Source organism: Plantibacter sp. LMC-P-059a (genome assembly GCF_030209505.1).
In the GTDB taxonomy this organism is placed as follows: Bacteria; Actinomycetota; Actinomycetes; order Actinomycetales; family Microbacteriaceae; genus Plantibacter.
Genome location: NZ_JARVRZ010000004.1, coordinates 65,244 through 90,791 on the forward strand (window position 1 = coordinate 65,244; position 25,548 = coordinate 90,791).

28 protein-coding genes are annotated in these 25,548 nt (G+C 69.7%); 11 read left to right on the forward strand and 17 right to left on the reverse strand.

Annotation, left to right across the window (positions count from 1 at the left end):
* Nucleotides 1-846: a helix-turn-helix transcriptional regulator gene (locus tag QRN27_RS09875; protein ID WP_285042095.1), complete on the forward strand. Its 846-nt coding sequence runs from the start codon at nucleotides 1-3 to the stop codon at nucleotides 844-846.
* Nucleotides 847-870: 24 nt separating this feature from the next.
* On the opposite strand, the gene QRN27_RS09880 is transcribed toward QRN27_RS09875, so the two are convergent.
* Together QRN27_RS09880 and QRN27_RS09885 are read right to left on the reverse strand one after the other, a co-directional pair.
* Nucleotides 871-1,287: a hypothetical protein gene (locus QRN27_RS09880; RefSeq protein ID WP_285042096.1), complete on the reverse strand. Its 417-nt coding sequence runs from the start codon at nucleotides 1,285-1,287 to the stop codon at nucleotides 871-873.
* A gap of 73 nt (nucleotides 1,288-1,360) precedes the next feature.
* Nucleotides 1,361-2,062, reverse strand: coding sequence for a FadR/GntR family transcriptional regulator (locus tag QRN27_RS09885; RefSeq protein ID WP_285042097.1), 702 nt, complete (start codon nucleotides 2,060-2,062; stop codon nucleotides 1,361-1,363).
* Nucleotides 2,063-2,200: 138 nt separating this feature from the next.
* Between QRN27_RS09885 and QRN27_RS09890 the strand changes: the two genes are divergently transcribed.
* The 4 genes from QRN27_RS09890 (at nucleotide 2,201) to QRN27_RS09905 (ending at nucleotide 5,626) form a co-directional block, all read left to right on the forward strand.
* Nucleotides 2,201-3,886, forward strand: a complete 1,686-nt coding sequence (locus QRN27_RS09890; RefSeq protein ID WP_285042480.1) for a 2-isopropylmalate synthase — start codon at nucleotides 2,201-2,203, stop codon at nucleotides 3,884-3,886.
* A 52-nt stretch (nucleotides 3,887-3,938) separates the two neighbouring features.
* A complete protein-coding gene (locus tag QRN27_RS09895) occupies nucleotides 3,939-4,535 on the forward strand; it encodes an HAD family hydrolase (protein WP_285042098.1) in 597 nt (198 codons plus the stop codon).
* Nucleotides 4,536-4,646: 111 nt separating this feature from the next.
* Nucleotides 4,647-5,216, forward strand: coding sequence for a dihydrofolate reductase family protein (locus tag QRN27_RS09900; protein ID WP_285042099.1), 570 nt, complete (start codon nucleotides 4,647-4,649; stop codon nucleotides 5,214-5,216).
* 20 nt (nucleotides 5,217-5,236) lie between these two features.
* On the forward strand, nucleotides 5,237-5,626 hold the full coding sequence (locus QRN27_RS09905; RefSeq protein ID WP_285042100.1) for a VOC family protein: 390 nt from the start codon (nucleotides 5,237-5,239) through the stop codon (nucleotides 5,624-5,626).
* Between the two features lie 36 nt (nucleotides 5,627-5,662).
* Here QRN27_RS09905 and QRN27_RS09910 read toward each other — a convergent pair whose 3' ends face one another.
* Complete coding sequence (locus tag QRN27_RS09910) at nucleotides 5,663-6,784, reverse strand: NUDIX domain-containing protein (protein WP_285042101.1); 1,122 nt, start codon at nucleotides 6,782-6,784, stop codon at nucleotides 5,663-5,665.
* An 80-nt stretch (nucleotides 6,785-6,864) separates the two neighbouring features.
* On the opposite strand from QRN27_RS09910, the gene QRN27_RS09915 reads away from it, so the two are divergent.
* The 4 genes from QRN27_RS09915 to QRN27_RS09930 all read left to right on the forward strand — a co-directional run bounded on the left by QRN27_RS09915 (nucleotide 6,865) and on the right by QRN27_RS09930 (nucleotide 11,436).
* On the forward strand, nucleotides 6,865-7,677 hold the full coding sequence (locus tag QRN27_RS09915; protein WP_285042102.1) for an isocitrate lyase/PEP mutase family protein: 813 nt from the start codon (nucleotides 6,865-6,867) through the stop codon (nucleotides 7,675-7,677).
* A 266-nt stretch (nucleotides 7,678-7,943) separates the two neighbouring features.
* Complete coding sequence (locus QRN27_RS09920; protein WP_285042103.1) at nucleotides 7,944-8,840, forward strand: pentapeptide repeat-containing protein; 897 nt, start codon at nucleotides 7,944-7,946, stop codon at nucleotides 8,838-8,840.
* 34 nt (nucleotides 8,841-8,874) lie between these two features.
* Complete coding sequence (locus tag QRN27_RS09925; protein WP_285042104.1) at nucleotides 8,875-9,411, forward strand: hypothetical protein; 537 nt, start codon at nucleotides 8,875-8,877, stop codon at nucleotides 9,409-9,411.
* Between the two features lie 126 nt (nucleotides 9,412-9,537).
* Nucleotides 9,538-11,436, forward strand: a complete 1,899-nt coding sequence (locus QRN27_RS09930; protein WP_285042105.1) for an FAD-binding monooxygenase — start codon at nucleotides 9,538-9,540, stop codon at nucleotides 11,434-11,436.
* Between the two features lie 3 nt (nucleotides 11,437-11,439).
* Here the strand turns inward: QRN27_RS09930 and QRN27_RS09935 are convergent, their stop codons facing one another.
* A complete protein-coding gene (locus tag QRN27_RS09935; protein WP_285042106.1) occupies nucleotides 11,440-12,510 on the reverse strand; it encodes an NAD(P)-dependent alcohol dehydrogenase in 1,071 nt (356 codons plus the stop codon).
* 45 nt (nucleotides 12,511-12,555) lie between these two features.
* Between QRN27_RS09935 and QRN27_RS09940 the strand changes: the two genes are divergently transcribed.
* On the forward strand, nucleotides 12,556-13,128 hold the full coding sequence (locus QRN27_RS09940; protein WP_285042107.1) for a TetR/AcrR family transcriptional regulator: 573 nt from the start codon (nucleotides 12,556-12,558) through the stop codon (nucleotides 13,126-13,128).
* A gap of 21 nt (nucleotides 13,129-13,149) precedes the next feature.
* On the opposite strand, the gene QRN27_RS09945 is transcribed toward QRN27_RS09940, so the two are convergent.
* From QRN27_RS09945 to QRN27_RS09970, 6 genes are all read right to left on the reverse strand, one after another.
* Nucleotides 13,150-13,380, reverse strand: coding sequence for a hypothetical protein (locus tag QRN27_RS09945; protein WP_285042108.1), 231 nt, complete (start codon nucleotides 13,378-13,380; stop codon nucleotides 13,150-13,152).
* Nucleotides 13,381-13,389: 9 nt separating this feature from the next.
* Nucleotides 13,390-14,754, reverse strand: coding sequence for an acyltransferase family protein (locus QRN27_RS09950; protein ID WP_285042109.1), 1,365 nt, complete (start codon nucleotides 14,752-14,754; stop codon nucleotides 13,390-13,392).
* Between the two features lie 121 nt (nucleotides 14,755-14,875).
* The gene (locus tag QRN27_RS09955) at nucleotides 14,876-15,544 is read right to left on the reverse strand and encodes a response regulator (RefSeq protein ID WP_285042110.1); all 669 of its coding nucleotides are present in this window, start codon (nucleotides 15,542-15,544) and stop codon (nucleotides 14,876-14,878) included.
* The gene (locus tag QRN27_RS09960) at nucleotides 15,541-16,782 is read right to left on the reverse strand and encodes a sensor histidine kinase (RefSeq protein ID WP_285042111.1); all 1,242 of its coding nucleotides are present in this window, start codon (nucleotides 16,780-16,782) and stop codon (nucleotides 15,541-15,543) included. The genes QRN27_RS09955 and QRN27_RS09960 overlap by 4 nt, the downstream gene beginning before the upstream one ends.
* Nucleotides 16,783-16,787: 5 nt before the next feature.
* The gene (locus QRN27_RS09965) at nucleotides 16,788-17,471 is read right to left on the reverse strand and encodes a DedA family protein (protein ID WP_285042112.1); all 684 of its coding nucleotides are present in this window, start codon (nucleotides 17,469-17,471) and stop codon (nucleotides 16,788-16,790) included.
* Between the two features lie 112 nt (nucleotides 17,472-17,583).
* Nucleotides 17,584-18,903 carry an ammonium transporter gene (locus QRN27_RS09970; protein ID WP_056009719.1) on the reverse strand — a complete coding sequence of 440 codons (1,320 nt, stop codon included), beginning with the start codon at nucleotides 18,901-18,903 and terminating at the stop codon, nucleotides 17,584-17,586.
* Between the two features lie 165 nt (nucleotides 18,904-19,068).
* On the opposite strand from QRN27_RS09970, the gene QRN27_RS09975 reads away from it, so the two are divergent.
* Nucleotides 19,069-19,533, forward strand: a complete 465-nt coding sequence (locus QRN27_RS09975; RefSeq protein WP_285042113.1) for a prevent-host-death protein — start codon at nucleotides 19,069-19,071, stop codon at nucleotides 19,531-19,533.
* A gap of 141 nt (nucleotides 19,534-19,674) precedes the next feature.
* Here the strand turns inward: QRN27_RS09975 and QRN27_RS09980 are convergent, their stop codons facing one another.
* The 7 genes from QRN27_RS09980 to QRN27_RS10010 all read right to left on the reverse strand — a co-directional run bounded on the left by QRN27_RS09980 (nucleotide 19,675) and on the right by QRN27_RS10010 (nucleotide 25,542).
* Complete coding sequence (locus QRN27_RS09980; protein WP_285042114.1) at nucleotides 19,675-20,016, reverse strand: hypothetical protein; 342 nt, start codon at nucleotides 20,014-20,016, stop codon at nucleotides 19,675-19,677.
* Nucleotides 20,000-20,776 carry a TetR/AcrR family transcriptional regulator gene (locus QRN27_RS09985; RefSeq protein ID WP_285042115.1) on the reverse strand — a complete coding sequence of 259 codons (777 nt, stop codon included), beginning with the start codon at nucleotides 20,774-20,776 and terminating at the stop codon, nucleotides 20,000-20,002. The genes QRN27_RS09980 and QRN27_RS09985 overlap by 17 nt, the downstream gene beginning before the upstream one ends.
* Before the next feature lie 54 nt (nucleotides 20,777-20,830).
* Nucleotides 20,831-21,829, reverse strand: coding sequence for an alpha/beta fold hydrolase (locus QRN27_RS09990; RefSeq protein WP_285042116.1), 999 nt, complete (start codon nucleotides 21,827-21,829; stop codon nucleotides 20,831-20,833).
* A 5-nt stretch (nucleotides 21,830-21,834) separates the two neighbouring features.
* Nucleotides 21,835-23,196 carry a type III glutamate--ammonia ligase gene (glnT, locus tag QRN27_RS09995; RefSeq protein ID WP_056009729.1) on the reverse strand — a complete coding sequence of 454 codons (1,362 nt, stop codon included), beginning with the start codon at nucleotides 23,194-23,196 and terminating at the stop codon, nucleotides 21,835-21,837.
* Nucleotides 23,197-23,372: 176 nt separating this feature from the next.
* Complete coding sequence (locus QRN27_RS10000; RefSeq protein WP_285035556.1) at nucleotides 23,373-24,419, reverse strand: NAD(P)-dependent alcohol dehydrogenase; 1,047 nt, start codon at nucleotides 24,417-24,419, stop codon at nucleotides 23,373-23,375.
* Between the two features lie 154 nt (nucleotides 24,420-24,573).
* On the reverse strand, nucleotides 24,574-25,107 hold the full coding sequence (locus QRN27_RS10005; protein ID WP_285042117.1) for a P-loop NTPase family protein: 534 nt from the start codon (nucleotides 25,105-25,107) through the stop codon (nucleotides 24,574-24,576).
* Nucleotides 25,108-25,173: 66 nt separating this feature from the next.
* The gene (locus QRN27_RS10010; protein WP_056009736.1) at nucleotides 25,174-25,542 is read right to left on the reverse strand and encodes a VOC family protein; all 369 of its coding nucleotides are present in this window, start codon (nucleotides 25,540-25,542) and stop codon (nucleotides 25,174-25,176) included.
* Between the last annotated feature and the right edge of the window lie 6 nt (nucleotides 25,543-25,548).

The window sequence follows — 25,548 nt, forward strand, 5'->3', positions numbered from 1 at the left end:
ATGGATCGCCCAGCGCTCGCAGACTTCCTCCTCCGTCACCGATCGGCCTTGCAGCCCGCGGATGTCGGCCTGAGCGCCGGTCCTCGGCGACGGACGGTGGGGCTCCGACGCGAGGAGGTCGCGCAGCTCGCCGCGATGTCGACCGACTACTACGCGCGACTCGAGCAGCAGCGCGGTCCCCAGCCGAGCACGCAGATGCTCGGTTCGCTTGCCCGCGCCCTGCGACTGAGCGCCGAGGAACGCGACTACCTGTACCGGATCGCCGGCCACAACGCACCCACCCGCCTCGCGACCTCGGACTACGTCGCCCCCGCGCTCCTCCGCGTCCTCGACCGGCTCACGGACACGCCGGCGCTCATCCTGTCGGCCCTCGGCGAGACACTCGTCCAGAACGACCCCGCCCGCGCGCTGTTCGGCGACGCGAGCCGGTACCAGGGCCTCGAACGCAGCGCGATCCACCGCTGGTTCCTCCGGCCCGAGGAGCGGCTGCGCTACCCGGAGGAGGACCGTGAGCGGCAGAGTCGGTCCCAGGTCGCGTCCCTCAGGGCGGCCTACGGGTCGCTCGGCGCCCAGTCGCCGGCGGGCGAGATCGTCGACGACCTCACCGAGCGGAGTGAAGAGTTCCGACGCCTGTGGGCGACGCACGAGGTCGGGCGCCGGTTCGAGGACCACAAGGTGCTCATCCATCCCGAGATCGGTCCCATCGAGCTCGACTGCCAGGCGCTCTTCACCGAGGATCAGTCGCAGTCCCTGCTCGTGCTCACCGCCGCACCCCATACGCCGGCCGAGGGCAAGCTGAAGTTGCTCGCCGTCCTCGGCACGCAGACCTTCGAGGGGGCGCGGTAGCGGGAGCGAGCTCCCGCGGGCGGCTCAGAACGTCGGCGCCGTGCGGAGCTTCCGCCGACGGACCGCGCCGCCGATCGCGAGGCCGACACCGGCGATGATCGCGGGGACGACGAGACCGAGGACGACGACCGCGACGATCGCCAGGCCGAGGCTCGGCATCAGCCCGCCACCCAGCAGGTAGACGACGAGCAGCGGGATGAACGCCAGAAGCATCAGCCAGGCGAGGCCGGGCTGACGCGACACCGCGAGAACACCGACCACGAGGAACAGTCCCGCGAACCACAGCACGACGCCGAGCAGGATCCGCCAGGAGTCGTAGGCCGCGTATGGCAGCAGCTGCGGCCCGGGCGACGCGAGGTCGGGGTTGCCGAGGAGCAACAGCACACCGACCGCCAGGCCGAGCGCCGCCAGGACGATGGCGATCACACCGAAGACACGCATAGGACCTCCCCAAGGAACACTGGAGATCCTGCCGGTCGTGGCGCTGCATGACAAGGGGTGACGACGAGGTCGTTCAAGACTCGGCGGGCGCGCCTCCGTCGCCGTCGCCGACGACGGCGTCGCGCAGCGCCGAGAGGTGAGCACGACTCAGGGCGGACGCGACCTCGCCATCACGGTCTGCGACGGCGTCGACGATGCGCTCGTGCACCTGCTGATCGTGATCGGTCCCCGGCTCGCCGCTGAGCCGCAACATCTGGATCATGGCGTCGCGGCTGCGCTCGGCGAAGGTGTCGAACAGTTCGGTCAGGATCGGGTTGCCAGAGGCGGCCACGATGCTCCGGTGGAGCGCGGTGTCTGCGTCCACCCTCGACGGGATCGTCGCCCGCTCGACGTTACGGCGGTCGAGCGCCTCCCGGATGGCGCCCAGGTCGGCCGCGGTGTGGCGCTCTGCGGCGAGCGCCGCTGCCTCGCTCTCGATGGCGAGGCGTGCTTCCAGGATCGAAGCGATGTTCGTCCGGAGCACGAGCGCCTCCCAGTCCTGCTGCGGCGCGAGTGCCTGCAGGAAGATCCCCGACCCCTGGCGGCTTGTCAGGATGCCCTGCCCGGCCAGCTGCCGGATCGCCTCACGCATGGTGGATCGGCCGACCCCGAGTTGCGGCCCGAGTGTCGTCTCCCCGGGGAGCTTCTGGCCGATCGCCCACTCGCCGCGCTGGATCCGTTCCAGGAGGAGACGGGCTGCCTGGTCCGAGAGGGATTCGCGTCGCACGGTGGTCATGGGTCGATCTTAGTCCTCAGCTTGTCTGACAAGTTGTGTTACCGTGGCCGCGTGATCCTCTCCGACTCCCGCCTCTCCACCCCCGCCGGCCCCGTTCCTCCGCACGCTCCCGCCTGGAACCGCCAACGGCCTTCACAGATGCCGTCCGACCGCTACCAGGACCTGTTCTCCCGCGTCGACGTGCCGCTCGTCGACCGCGAGTGGCCGGCACGACGCCTCACCGAAGCCCCGCTCTGGGTGCCGGTCGACCTGCGCGACGGCAATCAGGCGCTGGCCGAGCCGATGGACCCCGCGCGCAAGCGGAACTTCTTCGAGCTCATGGTCACCATGGGCTACAAGGAGATCGAGGTCGGGTACCCCTCCGCCTCGCAGACGGATTACGACTTCGTGCGCCTCATCGCGGACACCGACATCGCCCCCGAGGACGTCACCATCGTGGTGTTCACCCCGGCACGCCGGGACCTCATCGAGCGGACCGTCGAGTCGATCCGCGGCATCCGCAACCCGGTCGTCATCCACATGTACACGGCGACCGCTCCGCTCTGGCGCGAGGTCGTGCTCGGTCACGACCGGGACTCGCTGCGGTCCCTGATCCTCCAGGGCGGGTCGGATGTGCTCGAGTTCGCCGGCGACCTCGACGGCGTCCGGTTCGAGTTCTCGCCCGAGGTGTTCAACCTGACGGAGCCCGACTACGCGCTGGAACTCTGCGACGCCGTGACCACTCTCTGGGACGCCTCGGAGGACCGACCGGTGATCCTGAACCTGCCGGCGACCGTCGAGGCGGCGACGCCGAACGTGTACGCGGATCAGATCGAGTACATGCACCGGAACCTCGCCCGGCGGTCGTCGGTCATCCTTTCCGTGCACCCGCACAACGACCGCGGCACCGGCATCGCGTGCGCGGAACTCGCGGTACTGGCCGGCGCCCAACGCGTCGAGGGCTGCATCTTCGGGAACGGCGAGCGCACCGGCAACGTCGACATCGCGACGCTGGCCTTGAACCTCCACACGCAGGGCGTCGATCCCATGATCGACTTCTCCGACATCGACCACATCCGTCGGGTCGTCGAGCACAGCAACCGCATCGACGTCCATCCGCGCCACCCCTACGTCGGGGAGTTGGTGCATACCGCGTTCTCCGGCACGCACCAGGACGCGATCAAGAAGGGCTTCGCCGAGCACCGTGCCCGGGCCGAAGCGACCGGCAGCCGGGCCGAGGACCTCCCGTGGCGGGTGCCGTACCTGCCGGTCGATCCGGCCGATCTGGGCCGCAGCTACGAGGCGGTCATCCGCGTGAACTCGCAGTCGGGCAAGGGCGGCATCGCCTACCTGCTCGAGCGCGACTACGGCATCGAGATGCCGCGGCGCCTGCAGGTCGACTTCTCCCGCCGGGTGCAGCAGCACACGGACGACTCCGGGCGCGAACTTGATGCGGAGGCGCTGTTCGGGATCTTCGAGCGCGACTATCTCACGCAGTCCGAGTCGGTACGCCTGGTCGAGCTCGACACGGCCAGCGCGAACGGGACGACCACGACCTCCCTGCGGATCTCCGTCGACGGCTCCACCCACGCCGCGACGTTCCCCGACGTCGGCCCGGTGGAGGCGACGACCCTGTTGCTCGCCGAGCACGGTCTGCCGGTCGAAATCGTCTCCCTGCACCAGACCTCGCTGACGTCGGGGAGCGACGCGGAGGCGCTCACCCTCGTCGAGTACCGCCTCGGCCACCGGACGGGCTGGGCAGCGGGCCGCGACCGCTCCGTCCTCGAGGCGAGCGTGCAGGCGGTCCTCAACGCCGCAGTCGCCGCGAACCGTTCCGTCGACTGAGCGGTCCGGCCCGAAGGCTGCGGTTCGTCGTGGGATCGGGGAGGATGGCCGGATGATCCACGTCGTCCTCTTCGATCTCGACGGCGTCGTCCGGCACTTCGACCCTGCATTCATGACGGATCTCGAACACCGTCGCGGCGTGAACCCAGGATCGATCGAGCGGGTCGCCTTCTCCAAGCCGCTGATCGAGGAGGTCACCACCGGACGGATCACGCGCGACGAGTGGGTGAGGCGCGTGGGCGAGACACTCGGCAATCACGCTGCCGCTGAGGAGTGGGGTCGGCACCCGTCGACGGTGGACGACGAGGTTCTGGACCTCTCAGACGAGATCCGAGGACTGGGCCTCAAGACCGCGATCCTGACGAACGGCACCGACACCATTGCGGCCGAGGTCGACGCACATGGCTTCACTGGGCGGTTCGATGCGATCTTTAACTCGGCGGTCATCGGCTTCGCGAAACCCGACGTCCGGGCGTTCCAGCACGTGCTCGACGCGCTCGACGTCACCGGGGACGAGGTGTTCTTCACCGACGACACTGCGTCCAAGCTCGTCGGCGCCGACACGCTCGGCATGCGAACGCACCACTTCCACGGTGTCCGCGCACTCCTCGCTGAACTCTCCGCGGCGGGCGTGCCGGTCGGGCACTGAACCGCGGCGCGGCGACCGCGCCCGATCCCCCTCCCCACGGCCGGCAGATCGTCCTACAGTGGGGGCGTCAGGGCACCCCATTCGCCCGAGCCATCACGAGGGAGCGATGCGATGCGACCACTCCGGTATTCGATCAACGTCACGCTCGACGGTTGCTGCCATCACGAGGCCGGGCTCCCACCGGACGAAGAGTCGATGCGCTTCTGGACGGCCGAAATGGAGCGAGCGGACGCTTTGCTCTTCGGACGGGTCACCTACGAGATGATGGAATCCACCTGGCGGCGGCCACCCGACGGCGTCTGGCCCGACTGGATGGGCGCCTCGGAGATCGCGTTCGCGGAGGCCATCGACCGAGCGCAGAAGATCGTGGTGTCGAGCACGTTGGCGTCGGTCGATTGGAACGCCGAGCTACTCCGCGGCAATGTCGGCGCCGCTGTGCAGCGGCTCAAGGCGGAGCCCGGCACCGGCCTGTGGGTGGGCGGTGTGACGCTCCCCCGTGCGCTGGCCGACCTGGGGCTCATCAACGAGTACGAGTTCGTCGTGCAGCCGGTCATCGCCGGCCACGGCCCGACGCTGCTCGCCGGGTTGCGCGAACAGATCCAGCTCGAATTGGTGCACCGCGAACCGTTCGGCTCGGGTGCGGTCGCCATGCGGTACCGGCCGATGCCGTCGGCCGACTGAACCCCACGAAGGAGCGCGTCATGCACTGGAATCTCGAAGTCGTCCCCGTCAGCGTCGCCGACGTCGACCGGGCGAAAGCCTTCTATGACGAGCAGGTCGGGTTCCATCTCGACCTCGACCATCGGATCAGCGACGATCTCCGCATCGTGCAGCTCACCCCACCCGGTTCGGCGAGCAGCATCCAGCTCAAGGTCGGCGACACCCGCCTTGAGGGCCTGCAGCTCGTCGTCGACGACGTCGACGCGGCCCGAGCCGAACTCGCCGAGCGCGGCGTCGACGTGACACCGGTCATGCACTTCGAAGACGGCGTCCGCCTGGAGGGCCGAGGCGGTGACTGGAACTCGTTCGTGTTCTTCGCCGATCCGGACGGCAACAGCTGGGTGATCCAGGAGCGGCCGCCGGCAGCCTGAGAGCGCGGAAGCACCGTCAGGAGCTGAGCGCCTCCGTCACCCGGCGATCGGGCCGAGCGGCGGGAGCAGACCGCGGGCGGCCGCAGCCGCTCGCGCCACGATGAGCGGCGGATCGACGATCGTCCCGTCGGTGATCAGCTGGTCGAGCTCGATCAGCGGCATGCGCACAAGGCGGACCTGTTCGCCGGGGTCGGACGTGTCGGGACGTCCCGCTCGCAGGCCGGACGTGGAGATGAACAGGTGCGTCGGCCATGCTGCGCGCCCCGGGTTCATGAAGAAGGTGTGAAGCGGTCGGAGATCGTCCACGATCAGCCCCAGCTCTTCCTCGAGCTCACGCCGAGCAGCGTCGATCGGTTGCTCCTCGCTCCGGCCTCCGCCACCCGGCAGATCGTAGATCCATCGGTCGAGGGGATATCGGTACTGCCGCGCCAGCATCACGTCGTCCCCGTCGACGATGAGTGACGCGACCGAAAACGGCACACTCTCGTCGACGAGGTAGTCGAGACGGGAACCATCCGGCAGCTGTACCTCGTGCTCGACCACGGTGACCCGGCCCTCGAACACCGTCCTCGTCGACCGAGTGCTCCACCCCGTCTCGATCTCGCCGTCCGCCCGTTCCCGGTCGCTGTGGGGATCTGGAGACGGAACACGCCCGTCCGTCTGCAGCGAAGCCCAGACACCGCGGATCGCCTCGAGCTGCTGACCGACCGTCATGCCACTGACGTCGATCACGTGGTCCACCTCCGGCGGCGGCGTCAGCAGCGCGTGCAGCAGGTCGAACTCGTCCTCGGACAGGTAGACGGCACGGGTCGTGGCGCGCTGGTGCGCCTCGTCGAGCGGGAGCTCCAGGTGTACGACGAGGCAGTCCGGGAGTTCCGCCCGGTAGACCGCGAGGGCCTCCGGCGTGACGACGTCGGCGATGACGACCGCGAAGCCGTCGGCGATGAGGTTCCTGGCCATGGCCGACGCGTTCCGGGCCGCGAGGAGGTGTTGGGACACCCCTTCGTCTCCGCTCCACAGCGTGGCCTCACCCGACACCACCAGTTGCCGGATGTCGTCGACATCGATGAAGGCGGCGCGGTCGAGCTCCTCGGCCAGCAGTCGCCCGCACGTCGACTTCCCGACCGCGGGGCCGCCTGACAACACCACTGGACGCATGAACCCGCCTTCGATCGACGCCCACGCTAGCAAGCAGCGGCGCGGTCGGCGACACCTCGGTCATGTGCTGGACTGGGAGGATGACCGATCACCTCCAACGCGCCCTCGCCCTCCACTCGATGCACGTCCAGGGCGACCCGCTGATCCTCCCCAACGCGTGGGACGTCGCCTCAGCCCGAGCCGTGCTCGCGGCGGGCGCGCAGGCGGTCGCGACCACGAGCGCCGGTGTGGCCTGGTCGCTCGGGCGCCGAGACGGGAACGAGCTCAGCCGGGAGACGGCTCTCGACGCCGTGCGCCGGATCGCCGCCGCTGTGCCGGTCCCGGTCACCGCCGACATCGAGGGCGGTTACGGCGACACCCCGGCCGAGGTCGTCCGCACCGTCGCCGCCTGCATCGAGGCGGGCGTCTCAGGGGTGAACCTCGAGGACTCGCTCCGCCCGGTCGGGGAACAGGAGCACCGGATCACCGCCGCACGAAGCGCAGCCGACGATGCCGGGATCCCCCTCTTCATCAATGCGCGGATCGACACGCATCGACTCGGTGACATCGGTGGCGACCGCTGGTTCGACGAGACCGTGACCCGTGCCGCCGCGTATGCGAGGGCAGGCGCGAGCGGGATCTTCGTGCTCGGCGCCCTCCGCGCCGACACGATCGAACGACTCGCGGACGCGACCACGCTCCCGGTCAACGTCGCCTTCGGTCCCGGAACCCTGTCGATCAGCGAGCTCGCGAAGGCCGGGGCGAGCCGGATCAGCGCCGGCTCATCGATCGCCGAGGCCGCCTACAGCCTCGCGCACCAGTGGGCCTCGGCGATGCTCGAGTCCCCCGATGCGGCACCGGCGCAGCCGCCCGCACTCGGGTGGGCCGCGATGAACGGCCTGATCCGGGACTGAACCGCTGCGGAGTCAGCCGTCGAATCGAACGCGCCGTTCCGACGTCGGCGTCCGGATCGTGAAGGAGACCGGGAAGTGGCGGACCGGCGATATTCTGTTCGGCAGTGAACCGTTCTTTCCCTCTGTGACCCAGAGTCCCTCAAGCGACACCCGTTCGCTCCTCCGACGAGGGGCGGTGATTTCGTGCGCCCGGAAGGGGAGCTCCCTGCGGAGTTCCCCCGCATCCCGGCCATCACTCGAAACCACTCCGGAAAGACCACACACGCATGCCTTCCAACGACGCTTCCGTCAACTCTCCCGACGCCCGCTCAGCACTTCGCGCCAACTGCGCTGACTGCTTCGCCCTCTGCTGCACCGCCTTCGGGTTCCAACGATCCGCGGACTTCCCGATCGACAAACCGGCGGGTACACCCTGCCAGAACCTCGCCGACGACTTCTCCTGCACCATCCACGAATCCCTCCGGCCGCGAGGCTTCCGCGGCTGCACCGTGTTCGACTGCTTCGGCGCCGGGCAGCTCGTGTCGCAGGAGTTGTACGGCGGGACCAGCTGGCGGGAATGCCCTGAGACGAGCGCCGAGATGTTCCGCACCTTCGGCGTCGTCCGGCAGCTGCAGGAGATGCGCTGGTACCTCGTCGAGGCCGCCGAACGCGCGAGCGACACCGACCTCGCTGAATCGGTGGCCCGCCTCCAGGCGGAGATCGTGAGGGTCCTCGACGGCGGGACGGCCGAGATCCTCGGCAGCGACGTCGACGGGCTCCGCTCGACCGTCCGGGCGGTGTTGGTCGACATCAGCGAGGAGGCGCGCGGCGGGTACCTGGCGAGCGCGGACACCGAGCCGGACGACACGCTCGAGCCCTCGGCGGACTTGGTCGGCCGGGACCTCCGCGATCGGCGGTTGTGCGGAGCCGAACTGCGCGGGGCACTCCTCATCGGCGCCGACCTCCGCAGAACGGACTTGGCGGGCGTCGACCTCCTGGGTGCCGACCTCCGCGGCGCGCGACTCGACGCAGCCGACCTCGCGGACGCCCTGTTCCTCACGCAGGCGCAGGTGAACGCCGCTCGGGGTGATGCGGCGACCCTGCTCCCGGCCACCATCGACCGGCCGGGGCACTGGACGAAGTCCCCACCCACCTCGACGACGGATGGGGAGTTGTCCCCGTAGGCGGGGGCGCCCCGTCCCCGATAGCGTCGAGGACATGACCCACTCCCGCCGCGCCCTCACGTTGACCGCCCTCATCGCCGCGACCCTCGGGGTCGCCCTGACCGGATGCTCCGCCGGCGCCCAGCAGGCTCCCGATGACGCCCTGGCGATCGGCACGGGCGTGGCCGTCGAGGTCGGGACCGGGGTCGAGATGTCGTTCTCGATCGACGACGTCCGGGAGGGGAAGCTCAGCGACCTCGCCGAGATGGGCTTGCAGTCGACCCCCTCGGACGACGGGAAGGTCCCGTACTTCGTCACGTACTCGGTCACGCTCACCGACGGCGAGATCGCGGACGCCGACCGCTCGGCCCTGCCGGTGCCGAAGACCGACGAGTGGAAGCTCACCGGCAAGGGCACCTACCGGCCCATCCAGGTGATCGGCCAGTTCGACTGCACGCCGGACGGCAACGCGACCGCCGGGGTCGCACCCGATGCGCCGCTCGTCGCCTGCCAGGCGTTCCTCGGTGACGCCGACGCGCTCCCCACGGCGATCGAGGTGAAGGACCTCGGCACCTGGGCGACCAAGGACTGAGCGCGACGACATCACCTGCATCGGCGCCCGGCCTTCCGCCGCGCGTCGACGCAGGGTAATGTCTGCCGTGCGATAAGCGAACACTGTGTTCCATTATCGAATTCTTGACGACGAAGTGAGGAATCGATGCAGTTCCACCACCATGGCTACGTCTCCGGCGATCCGCGCGTGCTCCCCGCCGCGGGGGTCGGGGTCGACCGGCCCGACGAGCTGCCCGACGAGGTCGACGTCCTCATCGTCGGCAGTGGGCCCGCCGGCATGATCGCCGCCGCCCAGCTCTCCCGATTCCCGACGATCACCACGCGCATCGTCGAGCGACGACCGGGACGCCTCGCGATCGGCCAGGCGGACGGCATCCAGGCGCGCAGCGTCGAAACGTTCAACGCGTTCGGCTTCGCGGAGCGCATCACCGCCGAGGCGTACCGGATCACCGAGATGGCGTTCTGGAAGCCCGACCTCGACGACCCGAGCCGCATCGTCCGCGGCGCCCGCCCCCTCGACGACACGACGGGCGTCAGCGAGTACCCGCACCTCATCGTGAACCAGGCGCGTGTGCTCGACTACTTCGCCGAGTACATGGCCAATGCGCCCACGCGCATGCGACCCGACTACGGCTGGGCGTTCCAGGGCCTCGAGATCGACGACACCGCCGAGTACCCGGTGACGGTGACCCTGCTCGACAGCAGCGAGGACTCGACCGGCGGCACGAGGACGGTGCGCGCGAAATACGTGATCGGGGCGGACGGCGCCAGGAGCGGCGTGCGTCAGGCGATCGGCTGCACCCTCGCCGGCGACCAGGCGAACCACGCCTGGGGTGTGATGGACGCCCTGGCCGTCACGGACTTCCCGGACATCCGGACGAAGTGCGCGATCCAGTCGGGCTCGGGCGGCAGCATCCTGCTGATCCCGCGTGAGGGCGGACACCTGTTCCGCATGTACGTCGACCTCGGCGAGGTGCCGGCGGGCGGCGGCGCAGCGGTCCGATCCACCTCGATCGAGCAGATCATCGAGCACGCGAACGCGATCCTCAGCCCGTACCGCCTCGACGTGAAGCACGTCGCCTGGCACAGCGTCTACGAGGTCGGGCACCGACTGACCGACCGTTTCGACGACGTCCCGCTCGACGAACTCGGCACGCGCACACCACGAGTGTTCATCACCGGCGACGCCTGCCACACGCACAGCGCGAAGGCCGGGCAGGGCATGAACGTGTCGATGCAGGACAGCTTCAACCTCGCCTGGAAACTCGGACACGTGCTGGAGGGCCGCAGCCCGGAGAGCCTGCTCGCTACATACTCGGCAGAGCGGCAGGTCGTCGCACAGGACCTCATCGACTTCGACCGCGAGTGGTCGACGCTCATGGCGAAGCGCCCGGAGGAGTTCGCCGACCCCTCGGAGCTCGCCGACTTCTACGTGCGGACGGCCGAGTTCCCGGCGGGGTTCATGACCGAATACGCCCCGTCGGCCATCGTCGGCGAGGCGACCCACCAGCATCTCGCGACCGGCTTCCCAATCGGCAAGCGCTTCAAGTCGGCCCTCACCTCGCGGGTCGCCGACGCCAACCACGTCCACCTCGGCCATCACGCCACGGCCGACGGGCGGTGGCGGGTCTACGTGTTCGCCGACGCCGCCTCCCCCGCCACGGGCCGCTCGGCCGAGTTGGCGGCCTGGCTCCAGGACGCACCGGAATCGCCGCTGAACCAGGTGCCTGACGGCGTGCGGGCGGACGACTGGTTCGACGTGAAGGTGGTCTACCAGGAGCACCACACGGACATCGAGCTCGGGACCGTGCCGCAGGTCTTCCTCCCGCGCGTCGGCCCGTTCGACCTCGTCGACTACGAGAAGGTCTACGCGGTGCACCCCGAGGTCGACATCTTCGAGGAGCGCGGGATCGATCGCGATGGCGCGATCGTCGTGGTGCGACCCGACCAGTACGTCGCCCACGTGCTGCCGCTGACCGCCACGGCGGAACTCGCCGCGTTCTTCGACGGCGTGATGGGACGCGAGGCGACGACACCCGCCTGATCGTCAGGCGGGCAGAGCGTCCCGTTCCGCGTCCAGCTCGGCGTCGAGGTCGGCGAGGTCCAGCACGAAGCGGTACCGGACGTCGTTGCGGGCGAGCCGGTCGAGGGCCACGTCCACGTCGGCGGATCGGACGACCTCGACGTCGGCCGTCACGCCGTGTGCACCGCAGAAGTCGAGGAGGTCCTGCGTCCACGGGCGACCGCCGCTCCCGGACGAGGTCAGGCGCTTCCGGCCGAGGAGGAGGTCCATGGTCTGGATGGAGATCGGCCCGAGGGTGCCGAGCGAGCAGAGCGTCCCATCGAGGTCGAGGACGCGGAGGTACGGCGCGAGATCGTGCTGGGCGGAGACCGTGTCGATCACCAGGTCGAGGCTGCCGGCCGCAGCGGCCATGGCGTCCGCGTCGGTGGACACCACCACCCGTGACGCCCCGAGCCGCAGGGCGTCGCTCGCCTTGCCCTCGGAGGTGGTGAAGACGGTGACGTCGGCGCCGAGCGCACGACCGAGCCGGACGGCGAGGTGCCCGAGACCGCCGAGACCGACGACCCCGAGTCGCGTACCCTCTCCCACCCCGTTGCTGCGAAGCGGTTCCCAGACGGTGATGCCCGCGCACATCAGGGGCGCGACACCGGCCGGATTCAGGGCGAGCGGGCGGTGGTACACGAAGCTGTCGCGCACGATGTAGCGTCCGGCGTAGCCACCGAGCGTGGTGCTCCCGTCGACGCGGTCCCGTCCGCCGTAAGTGAGGGTCGGGAACTCCGCGCAGTAGTTCTCCTGGCCGCGCAGACACATGGCGCAGGTGCCGCAGGAATCGACGATGTTGCCGACGGCGACCGGGTCTCCGGGAGCGAACGACGTCACCGCGGAGCCGACGGCGACGACCTCACCGACGAACTCGTGGCCGGGCACCAGTCCGGCTGCGGGCCCGGCGGAGTCGAGAGCGTGCAGGTCGCTGTGGCAGACCCCGCAGTAGGTGACCTTGACGTCGACGTCGTCGGGCCGGAGGTCGCGGCGTTCGATGAGGGTCCGCCGGAGCGACCGTGGCGTGGCGGTGGACATGAGGGCGGTTGTGCGCATGGCTCGATACTACCTACTAGTTGGTAGGTTCGATACACTCGATCGATGACCACCGCGGAGCAGACTCGCCAGCGCATCCTCGACGCCGCGACCGAGGAGTTCGCCACCCATGGCATCGCAGGTGCCCGGGTGGACCGGATCGCCCGTCGGTCCGGCATGAGCAAGCCCATGATCTACGCGTACTACGGAGCGAAGGACCAGCTCTTCGACGCGGTGTTCCACGCCCACGTCATCGCCAACGGCGACCGGGTCCCGTTCACCGCGGCCGAGCTCCCCGAGTACGCGGCCCGACTCTACGACGACTACCTCGCCGACCCGGCGCTCGCCCGCCTGGTCATGTGGAAGCGCCTCGAGCGGGAGAGTACCGGCTACCTCTACCCCAGCCTCGAAGACCACGACGTCCAGCACATCCGCGACATCGAGGCCGAACAGCGCGCGGGGTCGATCCGCCCCGATCTCGACCCGGCCGACATCTGGGCGATGCTCATCTCGACCGCGGCGACCTGGGCGCAGTCGTCGATGACGGTCGTCGCCACCTCGGCGGATGCGCCCGAGGTCCACGAGCGTCGCCGGACCGCGCTGGCTGCCACCGTCCGCGACGGCCTCTGCACGCGCTGACGCGGCAGTGGCCCGAGCTCATCAGGTGTTCGGCGTCCGCTGGCGGTTGGTCAGACCGTCCTTGTAGACACGACCACGCTGCGACTGATACCCGCCGGCGTGCCGAGCTGCCGGGTCGCCGTACCGCTCCTGGCGGCGCCGGGCGTCGCGCTGCCCGCGGATCCGGTTCCACACGAGCACGAGGATGAACACGGGTACGAGCCGCACCACGAACACGATGCCGATGACGATCAGCACGGTCGAGGAGTCCATGGACTCACCTTAGGCGGCCCTCGTCAGCACCCCGCCGTCCGCTGGGCGCGGCAGCAGGACCGCCGGTCGAGCGGCTCGCGAGGACGACCGCGACACGTGCAGCGAGGTGAGGATCATCAACACGGCGAGCGTCCCCGTCATCACCGAGGTGCCGACGACGAGGAGGAGGGTCACCGCGGTCAGCCCGAGGAGAACGGCGACCGTGATCCGGCTCCACGAGCGCGTCGCGACCGGCATCGTGACCGCCTCGACGCGCGCGAACACGGTGGCCACGGCGGCGGTCAGCCCGAGCGCCGCGGCGAGCCAGAACGGCCGGCCGAGCCACCATCCGAGGCTGCTCGGTTCCGGGAGCGCGACACCCGTGGTGAGCGCGAACACCGCGGACGTTCCCGCCATCGCCAGCAGGACCGGCATGTGCCAGAGGTAGACCGTCATGGCCCGCGTGGTGAGAAAAGCCGTCACGCTCGCGACCCGGGGTCGCCGGCTGAGTCGGGTCAGCCGCTCGCGCAGCAGCGAGAGCAGGGCCGTGTGTGCGACCCCGACGAGGAGGAGGGCGGCGGTCGGCGGATTGATGTTGGCGATGAGGTCGGCCGAGTACACCCGGGCGCACCACAGGACGACGAGCACGACGACCGCTCCGGCACCGGCTGCGACCCGGACCCGCTTGGCCAGCGCGTCGATCGAACCGTCCGCCAGGAAGAACCCGAGCTGCTGGAGCGCGGTCCACACGAAGACGAGGTTGAGGAACCCGAGGGCGTCGACACCGGTGGACGCCCGCAGGATGTCGACGAGGACGGCCGCGGCGGCGAGCGCCATGATCGAGCGCAGCGGAGCTCGCTCATGGGCTGTCGCGAGCGCGGGGAGGAGTGCCTGGCAGAGCAGGAAGACGGCGAGGAACCAGAGCGGCTGCCCGAACCGGAAACCCGCGGTGGCGACGAGGTCGGCTGGTACTCCGGCCAGGGTCAGCATCGCGAGCGCAACTGCGGTGCAGCCGATGGTGACGACTGCCGGGAGGAGGAGCCGGTGCAGGCGTGCCGCGACGAATGCCGAGGCCGACACACCTCGGGCTCGTTGCCGTCGGAAGGCGAGGAGCCCAGCGAACCCGCCGATCACGAAGAAGAGCGGCATGACCTGTAGGATCCAGCTGAGCGGTGCGATCCACGCCGTACCGTCGCTCGCGTTCTCGAACACGGGGCCGGCGGACGTCACCGTCACGCCGACCATCATCGCGTGGAGGACGACGACTCCGACGATGCAGCAGGCGCGGACGAGGTCGATGCCCGTGTCACGGGTGTTGGACGCGACGACTGCGGGCGCGAGCCCTGGTCTGAGCGCGGGTCCGGCGTGCTGCGGCGGGGTGTGGGTGATGGCCATGGCGGTCCTCCTCGGTGGTGGTCCGAGGAGGCTACGAACGGGGCGCGGGGAGACACATCACCCGACGGTGTCGACCCGCCCCGTACCGAGGGGTGAGGTGGAGCGCCGAGGGCGGATCCGGTCAGGAGGGTGCGACGAGCCCGGTGTCGTAGGCGAAGATGACGGCCTGGACGCGGTCGCGGGCGCCGACCTTGGCGAGCACCTTGCCGACGTGGGTCTTGACCGTCTGCTCGGCGATGAAGAGGCTCGCGGCGATCTCGCTGTTGGAGTGGCCGTTGCCGATGAGGACGAGCACTTCGCGTTCGCGGTCCGTGAGCTCCGCGAGCCGGGCGACCCCCTGGCCCACCCGCGGTTTCTGCGCGGCGAACTGAGCGATCATCCGGCGGGTCACGCTCGGCGCCAACAGGGCGTCACCGGCCGCCACGACCCGCACGGCGTGGACGAGGTCCTCGGGGAGCGCGTCCTTCAGGAGGAATCCGCTCGCGCCGGCTTGGAGCGCGTCGTAGACGTAGTCGTCGATGTCGAAGGTGGTGAGCATGATGATCCTGGGGATCTTCGCCGCCGGATACGACGGCCCGAGGATGCGTTTGGTCGCCTCGATCCCGTCGAGCTCCGGCATGCGCACGTCCATGAGGATCACGTCGGGGTCGAGGCGTGCGGAGAGCTTCACGGCCTCCGCACCGTTCGCCGCCTGGCCGGTCACCCTGATGCCCTCGTGCGCGTCGAGGAGGGCACCGAACCCGGCGCGGACCATGGCCTGGTCGTCGGCGATGAGGACGTCGATGGTCACTGGTGGTCCTTCGTGGAGACGGGTCGGGCCGAGGAGGTCGAGACCTGCGGCGGAGGCGGAGGGGCGACGGGCAGGGTCGCGACGACGAGCCAGCCGCCCTCGCCGTCCGGGCCGGCGCTCAGGGTGCCGTCCAGGAGTGCGGCGCGTTCGAGCATGCCACGGAGCCCGTGTCCGGCCCCGTGCTCCCCGGCGGACCGGGCAGCCCCGTTGTGGATACGCAGGCGGACCGCATCGGGGTCGATGCCGACGGCCACGGTGACGCGCGCGCCGGGCGCGTGCCGCACCGCATTGCTCATGGCCTCCTGGACGATGCGGAACGCCGCGATCTGGACGGATGGCGGGACGACGGTGTGGCCGGGGTCGCCCACCTCGAGGGTGATGTCGGCTCCCACTCGACGCAGCCCCTCCGCGAGGGCAGGAAGGTCGTCGATGCCCTGCTGCGGCGCGAGCTCGGCCGCCTGATCCTCCGTACGCAGGACGCCGAGCAGGCGCCGCATCTCCACGAGCGACGCACGGGCGGTCGCCGCGATGTCGTCGAACTCGGCCGTGGCCTCGTCCGCGAGGCCCGGCACCCGGTACCTGGCGGTCGAGGCCTGCACCTGGATGACCGACATGCTGTGCGCGACGACGTCGTGCAGTTCTCGAGCGATCCGCGTGCGCTCCTCGACGAGCATCCGCCGGGACTGCTCGGACGCCGAGACCTCGCGCTCCCGGGTGAGCTCCTCCCCGATGCGCACGCGCCCGGAGACGAGGAGCGCCACGAGGAACGCCACCGCGGCGATGGAGGACGCGACGATGAGGTCCGCGGCCATGGCGGTCGCGTCGGCCGCGGACGGGACGAGCAGCGCCGCGACGAGCGAGCCGGCGACGTTCACGAGCAGGGTGATGAGCCCGGGCAACCAGCCGTGCAGGAAGGTGACGGCCCCGACGAGGACGGCGAACGCGATGAGCGCCGGCACCGACCACGGCCACGGCCAGACCGGGTCGTGATCGGCTGAGGCGACGAGTGGGAGCACGAACGCGGCGGCGGAGAACAGCGCGATCGCGACCCGGGGAAGCGCGACGGAGAGGACCGGTGCGCCGCAGATCGCGGCGCCGAGGAGGAACGACGCCGGGAGCACTGTGCCGTAGAGGAGGCTCTGGATCGGCACGAGGACGCTGAGCAGGACCACCCCGACGCCCGCGAGGACGATGAGGATGACGGTCCGGCGAGTGATGCCGGGCGACGTGCGATCCATGATCGTCATTCTCCCACCGGCACCAGCACCGGTCGGGCGTCGGCGTCGGCGTCCGCCTCCACACGGTCGGGCGCCGCGGTGGCCGCCGAGCGCTCCCGGCGTCGACGGCGGGCCGAGGCGACCCGGTCGACCACGAGGCCGAGCACCAGGGCGACCGCCACCCCGATGACGGAGCTGAGGAGCGGCTGGTCCTCGAAGAGCTTCCCGGCGACGATGCCGATGAGCGCGCTGTAGGCAGCCCAGGTCGCCCCGCCGATGAGACTCAGTGGGACGAATCGTCGCCACGGGTAGTGGAGCGCGCCCGCTGTCATGTTGACGACGACGCGACCGACGGGGATGTAGCGTGCGCCGAGGATGAGCGGCGCACCGCGGTGGCCGAGCGCGCGGCCGGCCCGGTCGAAACCCGCGGCGATCCGAGGTCGTCGCATCCAGGCGAACCGGGTCGTGCCGACGCCCCGACCGATGAGGTACGCGAGGTTGTCGCCGATCGCGGCACCCAGCGCCGCGACCACTACGAGGAGCGGCAGGTTCGATCCGCCGGTCGAGACCGCGACGGCCACCGCAGCGACGAGCACCGTCTCACTCGGGATCGGCGGGAAGAAGCCGTCGATCACGGCAGCCAGGAACATCACCACGTACAGCCACGGCGAGGTCACGGCGGAGAGGATGAGTTCGTTGATGACGTCCATGCTTCGACGCTACGAAGCGGGCGGCGCCGCAGCATCACCCCGAGGTATCCGGTACCCCCTACCCCGGTGGTGTTCTGCGGCGCCGCCCGGACCAGCCCTCGGCGGACCGGACTCAGTCGACGACGGCCGGGACCTTCGGTTCCGCGTGCCCGCGGGGTGAGAGCGCCTCGTGCGTGCTGATCTCGTAGGCGTTCTCGGCGTGGAGCACGACGTCGAGCCCCTGGGCCTCCGTCTGGGCCGACACCCGGATGCCCATCGTCTTGTCGAGGACCTTCGCGAGCACCCACGTGATGGAGAACGTGTAGACGAAGACGGCGACGATCGCAAGGGCCTGCTTGCCGAGGAGGAGGAAGCCGCCACCGGCGAGGAGCCCCTCACCACCGCTGGGTGCGAGCGGCACCGCGAGGATGCCGATGAGGAGACCACCGACGACCCCGCCGACGAAGTGGAGGGCGGTGACGTCGAGCGCGTCGTCGAAGCCGAAGCGGACCTTGAGGCTGACGGCGAAGTAGCAGACGACCGCTGCGGCGGCACCGATGGCGAGCGAGCCCAGCGGGGTCACCGCACCGCAGGAGGGCGTGATGGCGACGAGTGCGGCGATCGCGCCGGAGCAGGCGCCGAGGGTGGACGGGTGTCCGTCGCGCAGCTTCTCGACGACGAGCCAGACGATGACGCCGGCGCAGGTCGCGGCGACGGTGTTGAAGACCGCGACGGCGGCGTTGTTGTCTGCGGCACCGAGCGCGCTGCCGTCGAAGCCGATCCAGCCAACGAAGAGCAGGCCGGCGCCGAGCAGGGTGAGCGGGAGGCTGTGCGCCTTCGGCTGCGAGGGGAAGCCGTTGCGCTTGCCGAGGACGAGCGCGAGCGCGAGGGCCGCGACCCCGGAGTTGACGTGGATGGCCGTGCTGCCGGCGTAGTCGATCGAGCCGATCGTGTTCGCGAGCCAGCCGCCCTGCACGCTGCCGTCGGCGGAGTCGAACGCGAAGACCCAGTGCGCGACGGGGAAGTAGACGAGCGTCGACCAGACGCCCGCGAAGACCATCCACGCGCTGAACTTCATCCGGCCGGCGGCGGCACCGGCGACGATCCCGATGGTGAGACCGGCGAACATGAGGTGGAGGGCGGCGAGCGCGAGGGGCGGCAGTGCGCTCCCCTCGGGTGCGACGAGGAGCTGGCCGAGGCCGGGGTATTCGGTCGGGTCGCCGACGAGTCCGAGGCCGCCGATGCTGTCGCCGAACACCATGGAATAGCCGAACGCCACCCACAGGATCCCGACGAGGCAGAACGACGCGAAGATCATCATCATCATGTTCATGGTGACGCGGCGGCTGACCATCCCGCCGTAGAACATGGCGAGGCCGGGCAGCATGAGTGCGACGGCGACCACCGCCGTCAGGAGCCATGCCGTGTTGCCCGCGATTGCAGCCGTGTCCATTCGGACCTCCAGGGTTCGCGCGGGATCCGAAACGGACGACCGCATTTTCAATAGGTCATCCAATTGTCGCGACGACCGGTTTCAATGCAGTATCGAATCCGTTTCGTGTTCGTTACGGGATGAACGCGACTGGATTTCCGAATACGTTCCGAATAGCGTCGATGCATGGCCACCTCGACATTCCTCCCGACGCTCAGTCGCCGATCCTCCGACCTGAGCAAGCACTCGGCCGAGGTGTTCGCCGAGGCTGACGACCACCCCGTCACGGTGACTCGCCGCGACGGCGAGCCCCTCGTCCTCATGTCACAGCGCGAAGCCGAGGCGCGCGCCCACCTCCTGGACTTCGCCGCGCAACTCATCACCGTGACGCTCGACGACAGGGGCACCCTCGCAGAGCGGATGTCGCGAGCGTTCCCGTGGATGCTCGCGCTCTCCAGCGCCGACCGGACGACGTGCGCGCAGGACCTCGTCGACGCCGCCCGTGCTTCGATCGCGACCGATCAGCCGCACCTGGCGATCACGCGACTGACGTCCTGGAAGGAGACGGCCACGGCCTTGGCTGCGGGTCTCGGCGCGGTCGATCTCGTCTGGCTCGAGACCGACGACGACGAGCCCGTGGCGCGTCCCTGACTGTGGCTGCATCCAAGATGGGCGAGCTGGTCCCGCGCCCACCGAGAAAGGTCGAGTACGAAATTCGGTTCGCCACCGCAGAGGCCAGCAGCGGGTGGCAGGACTGGACTGCACGACTGACGAACGCCAGATGTCAACGAATCACGCGTTGCCGAACCGGGCCCGTTCGGTACTCGCCTGCGTCCAACTCGAACCGACCAGTGGTCTCCAACCGAATAAGGCAGACTCGACGTCTTGTTCCACCCGCCCGCGGGGGAACCATTCCACGTCCCACTCCCTCATGAGCAGCGCGAATGAGCCGGAACCCCGGATGAATCGCTCATCCGGCACGTCCGCCTCCGGCAGGGTTTCAACGACCACCGTCCACCACGGCTCGACGCTCTCTGGATAGGCGAAGAGGTGATGATCGGTCAGCTCACCGGTTCGAATCACGCCCAGCCGACCCTGGTCGCCCCAGAAGTCGGCCTCAGTCTCGAAGCCCATGAGCACCGCCCACAGCTCCGGCGGATCGCACGGCGAGGTCCAGCGCGAGGGCGTCGCGCTCGACGTCGGCGAGCGCCGCACGGTCGACGAGGAGGCTGTGCACGGTCGCGGCGGCCGTCCGGCGGGCGAAGGCCCGGATGCGGTCCGCGTCGCCTGCTCCTTCCGCGGCTTCGACCGGCGGGTACTGGGCGGCGATGTCGCCGGAGCCGTACCGGTAGGCCTTCTGCATGCCCTCGTTCGCGTGGAGCGCCGCGGCCGCCGCCCATTCCGGCGTCTCGCTGCCGCCCAGGATGAGCACGCCCTGCTCGACGCCGTCACGGATGAGCCCGGCGATGAAGGTGAAGAGCGCGCGGTAGTCGTCCCAGAACGAGGCGAGGTCGTCCGGGTGCTCCGCCGCGAGCCGCTCGATCTCGTTGTAGTCGAAGGGCGCCTCGCAGATGGCGACACCGTCCTCGTACAACACCCGGTACAGCTTCGCGGTGACCGCGGCCTCGATCGAACCGAGGGCCTCCGCAGCACCGACCGACTGGCGGTTCGAGGCGGCGGTCGCCCGCAGTACCTCACGCTTGTTCGCGAACCAGTAGTACAGCGACGACTGCTTCATCCCGCACGCCTCGGCGAGCATCGTCATGCTCGTGCGCTCGTAGCCGCGCTCGGCGAACAACCGGGTCGCGACCTGGATGATCTCCTCGCGCGGATCCTCGGCGGCGATCCCACTCGCGCGCGGACGGCCCGGCGATGCTCCTGTGCGGCCGGCCATCGATCACCACTCCCTGCTCGCGGACACCTCCGCCAATCCTACGGGCGGGCGGCCTCAGCGATCCGCGAGCAGCTCACGCATCGCGGCCTCGATCACGGCCGTCTCAGCGGCCCGCACCCCGGGTCGCCCGGCGACGTGGCCGAGGTCGGACACGATGACCCGCACCTCGCTCCGAGCCATCATCGCCGACTCGAGCACGTTGTCGTCGACGGTGAAGTAGAGGTCGGTCGACGACGGCATCACGATGCTCCGCGCACGCACCCCGCCGAGCGCTGCAGCGAGACCGCCGTCGGCGCCCCGTCCTGGATCCGCCTGCTGCCAGGCGCGCAGCATGGCGAGCAGGTCGTTCGCGTCCCACCGCTCGTGGTCGGCGGCCCAGTCCTTGAGCAGGGCGGCGACGTCGGGATAGCCGAGCTCGCGGTACACGCCGTCGCGGAAGAAGGCCTGCGAGTACGCCCAGCCCGCGTAGACCGTCCCGAAGGCGCGAAGTCCGGCGAGCGGCGGCATCGTGTACCGGCCGCCGTCGAACACGGGGTCGGCCCGCAGCGCGGCCTCGACACCGGCCAGGAAGACCGCGTTGTGCGGGGAACAGCGGGCGGCACCGGCGATGGGGAGGAACGCGTCGACGAGCTCTGGGTACCGGATCGCCCACTCGTAGGCCTGCAGCGCCCCCATCGACCAGCCGACGATCAGCCGCCACCGTCGCACGCCGAGTCGCTCGGCCAGCCGGTGCTGGGCGCGCACGTTGTCGCCGATCGACACCGTGGGGAACGCGGCCCCGCGGACCTCCGCGGCGGCGTTCGACGGCGAGGTCGAGACCCCGTTGCCGAACAGGTCCACCGACACGATGAACCACTCCGCCGGATCGAGCGCCCTGCCTGTCCCGATCCACGGCTCGGCGCTCGCATGCGTGCCGGTGTAGTAGCTCGGGACCAGCACCGCGTTGTCACCGGCGGCGTTCAGCACACCGTGCGTCGTGTACGCGAGCCAGGCCTCGGGGAGGTCTGCGCCGGACTCCAGCCCGAACCTCCCGAGGTCGAGGACCTGGTGCATCGGGATCAGAAGAACTTCAGGTAGCGGGCGGTCTCCCAGTCGGAGACGTGCGCCTGGTACTCGTTCCACTCCTGGCGCTTGTAGTCGATGAACGCGTCGTACATCGCCTCGCCGAACACCGACCGCGACAGGGAGTCCGTGGCGAACTCGTCGACCGCTTCACCCAGGCTGCGCGGCAGCATGCCGATGCCGAGCTGGGCGACCTCCGCCTCGGTGTAGTCGTACATGTTCTCGGTGTGCGGCGCACCCGGGTCGAGGTCCTCACGGATGCCTTCGAGGCCTGCGGCGAGGATGAGGGCGGCACCGAGGTACGGGTTGCAGCTGATGTCGGCCGCGCGGCACTCCACGCGTCCACCCTGCAGCGGCACGCGGAGCATGTTGGTGCGGTTGTTGTTGCCGTAGCTCACGAACACGGGCGCCCAGGTCGAGCCGGACATGCTGCCCTGCCGCACGAGACGCTTGTAGCTGTTCACGGTCGGTGCGATGACCGCCGACAAAGCGGGTGCGTGCTTGAGCACACCGGCGATGAACTTGTAGCCGAGCTCCGAGATGCCGCAGCCGCGCGGGTCGTCGTCGGTCTCGAAGAGGTTCTCGCCGGTCTCGATGTCGGCGAGCGACATGTTGAAGTGCGCGCCGGAACCGCTGCGGTCGGCGAAGGGCTTCGGCATGAAGGTGGCGAAGTAGCCGTGCTTGCGGACGATCTCGTTCGCCATGAGGCGGAAGAACACGGCGCGGTCGGCCATGGTGAGCGCGTCGGAGTAGTTGAAGTCGATCTCGAACTGCCCGGGGGCGTCCTCGTGGTCGAAGGAGTAGACGCCCCAGCCCATCTCAGTCATCGCCTCGACGAGCTCGGTGAGCCAGTCCAGGTTGTCGAGTGCCGCGGTGGCCGTGTAGCAGGGCTTCGCGAGGTCGTCACGGTCGCTGACCTCGGTCACGCCCTCGGGGGTGTCCTTCAGGACGAAGAACTCGGTCTCGATGCCGAGGTTGAAGGTGAAGCCCATCTCGGCGGCCGCGTCGAGCTGACGCTTGAGGATGTTGCGAGAGGCCGCTTCGAACGGTTCGCCCTTCGTGTAGAGGTCGCTCGCGAAGAAGGCGACGTCCTTCCGCCACGGCAGCTGGACGGCGCTGTCGAGGTCGGGGCGGGCCGACAGCTCCTCGTCGCTGATCGCCTGCGGGAGGCCGTCGAGCGCGGCGCCGGTGAAGAGTTCCGATCCCCCGGCCATCCGCTCGAGGTGTGACAGCGGGACGAACTTGGTCTTGATGCTGCCGTGCATGTCGACGAAGCTCGCCATGGCGTATTTGACGCCGGCTTCCTGCAGGCGGGCGCGGACGGACTCCACGGTGGTAACGGTCTCGACGACGGTCATGGGATGCTCCTCCGGTTGCGTCGCTGCAGTCGCTGCGACTCATTTCGATACTGTATTGAAAGTATGCGCGTGCGCAGTTTCAATAGGGTGTCGAAAATGTTTCCGGGGTGTGAACCCTGCAATAAAGGACCGGCGTGTGCCGCAGCTGCAGCACACGCCGGTCCTCGGGGACAGCGTTACGGAACGATGACCGCCCGGCCGCGGATCGTGCCCGCGTGCAGATCCTCGTAGGCCTTCGGAGCGTCGTCGAGCGAGTACGGCTGCACCTCGACGTCGACCTTGCCCGCCTTCGCGAGCTCGAAGACCTCGATCAGCTCACTGCGCGAACCCCAATACGGGATCCGGACGGCGGCGTCGTACGCAATCGAACCGAAGCCGATGGTGGCCGAACCGCCGCCGATACCCACGATCGTCACGTCGGCCTCCGTCGCTGCGACCGCGGTGGCCGTCGCGATGGTCGGGTTCGCGCCGACGAAGTCGAACACGGCGTCGACCCCGACACCGCCGGTCAGCTCGCGGATCTTCCCCGCCGCCGACTCGTCGCTGATGAGGGTGACGTCGGCACCGACGTGCTTCGCCAGCTCGAGCTTCTCGTCGTTGACGTCGAGCACGATGACCGTGGCACCGGAGAGCGCCTTCAGCATCTGGATGCCGACGTGACCGAGGCCGCCGGAGCCGATGACGACCGCGAAGGTGCCGGCGCCGAGCTTCGGCAGGCTGCGCTTGATCGCGTGGTACGGCGTGAGACCTGCGTCGGTGAGCGACACGTTCTTCACGGGGTCGAGGTCGCCGATCGGCACGAGGTGGCGGACGTCGTCGACGATCATGTACTCGGCCATCGAGCCCTGGGCGCCGAGCCCGGGAGGACGGATGCCCTCTGCGGCCGCGTTCGTGCAGTAGTTCTCCTTGCCCTGCGAGCAGTTCAGGCAGTGCCCGCAGCCCCACGGGCCGTAGACGGCGACGGCCTCGCCCAGCTGCAGGCTCGTCTCCACGCCGGGCCCGAACTCCTCGATGACGCCCGCACCCTCGTGACCGAGCGTGAGCGGCAGCGGGTACTGCTGCTCGAGGTAGTCCTGCTCGGGCAGGCTCATGACGTAGTCGTCGGAGTGGCAGACGCCGGCAGCGGTGACCTTCAGGAGGATCTCACCCGGCCCCGGCGTCGGCTTCTCGATCTCGACGACCTCAGGGGCCGAGCCGATCTTCGTGTACCGCAGTGCCTTCATGGTGGGACATCCTCCTCGAGCGTCGGAACCGCACGCCGCAGTCGCTCACTAAGCGACGTGTGTCAGATAAGTCTGACGGTTCCAGTATGCGCCTCCCATCGGCAGCGGGGCGCGCGGTTGACAACGCCGACGCCCTGCGCTCGCGCTCCGTGACTCAGCGCGGATCCCAGGCCAGTACCGCTTCGACGAGCTGGGATCTCGACATCGCACTGTCGACCTGGAGGACGGGCTGCGGCAGGGTGGCCAGCCACGCCTCATGCGAGGCGCGGCTGCGTCCGTCGAACGCAGGGTCGTCGTAGCCGGCCGCCCACTCCCGGAACGCCTCCCAGGCCGCCTCGTCGAACCGCTCGCCGGCCCTCCGCTCGACCTCGCGGGCCTCCAGTCGACGCAGGCGCTCGGCCGGGTCGAGGACGACGAAGACGACGGCGTCGCACTCCGCGACGATCTCGTCCCCCCAACCCGGCATCGAACCAGACAGGACCCAGGCCTCACGCGGAACGAACATCTCCCGCATGAGCCGCACCCGTTCGGCATCAGCCCGCTTCGTGACGTAGGGCGGGTCGGTGGGCACCCAGAAGTAGTCGTCGGCGTCAGCGTGCGCCGCCGACCAGTGGTCGGCGAGCGCCCGCCCGAGCGTCGTCACGCCGCTGCCGCTGGCCCCCATCACGTGCACTCTCGAACGTCGCATCCGTCTATTCTGACGCGTCGGGCTCCGCGCGGGTCGAGCGCGGGCGCCGGGCGGGGCCGGTCGCGATCAGGCGCGGTCGTGGAGGGTGAGCTGGTAGCCGTCGGGGTCGGCGAAGGTGAAGGTGCGCCCGAACGGCCCGTCGATGGGAGCCGAGACGATCGTGTGACCGTCTGCGGCGAGGGCGTCGTGGATCTCCTGGACGCCGGTGGCGTGGAACCAGATCGCGGCTCCGACGCCGGGCTGGTCGACGGCCGCGAGGTCGGTTCCGGGGACGATGTCGCGCAGGGCGAAGGCGGTAGGCGTGGTCTCGAAGACGACCGCGTGCGGCGGGCCGGCCTGCGAGCGGACAAGGCCGAGGTACTGCTCGTAGAAGGCCTGCGAGGCGTCGAGGTCGGTGACCTGGAGGGAGATGAAGTCGGGTCCGGTGACGGGCATGGTGTG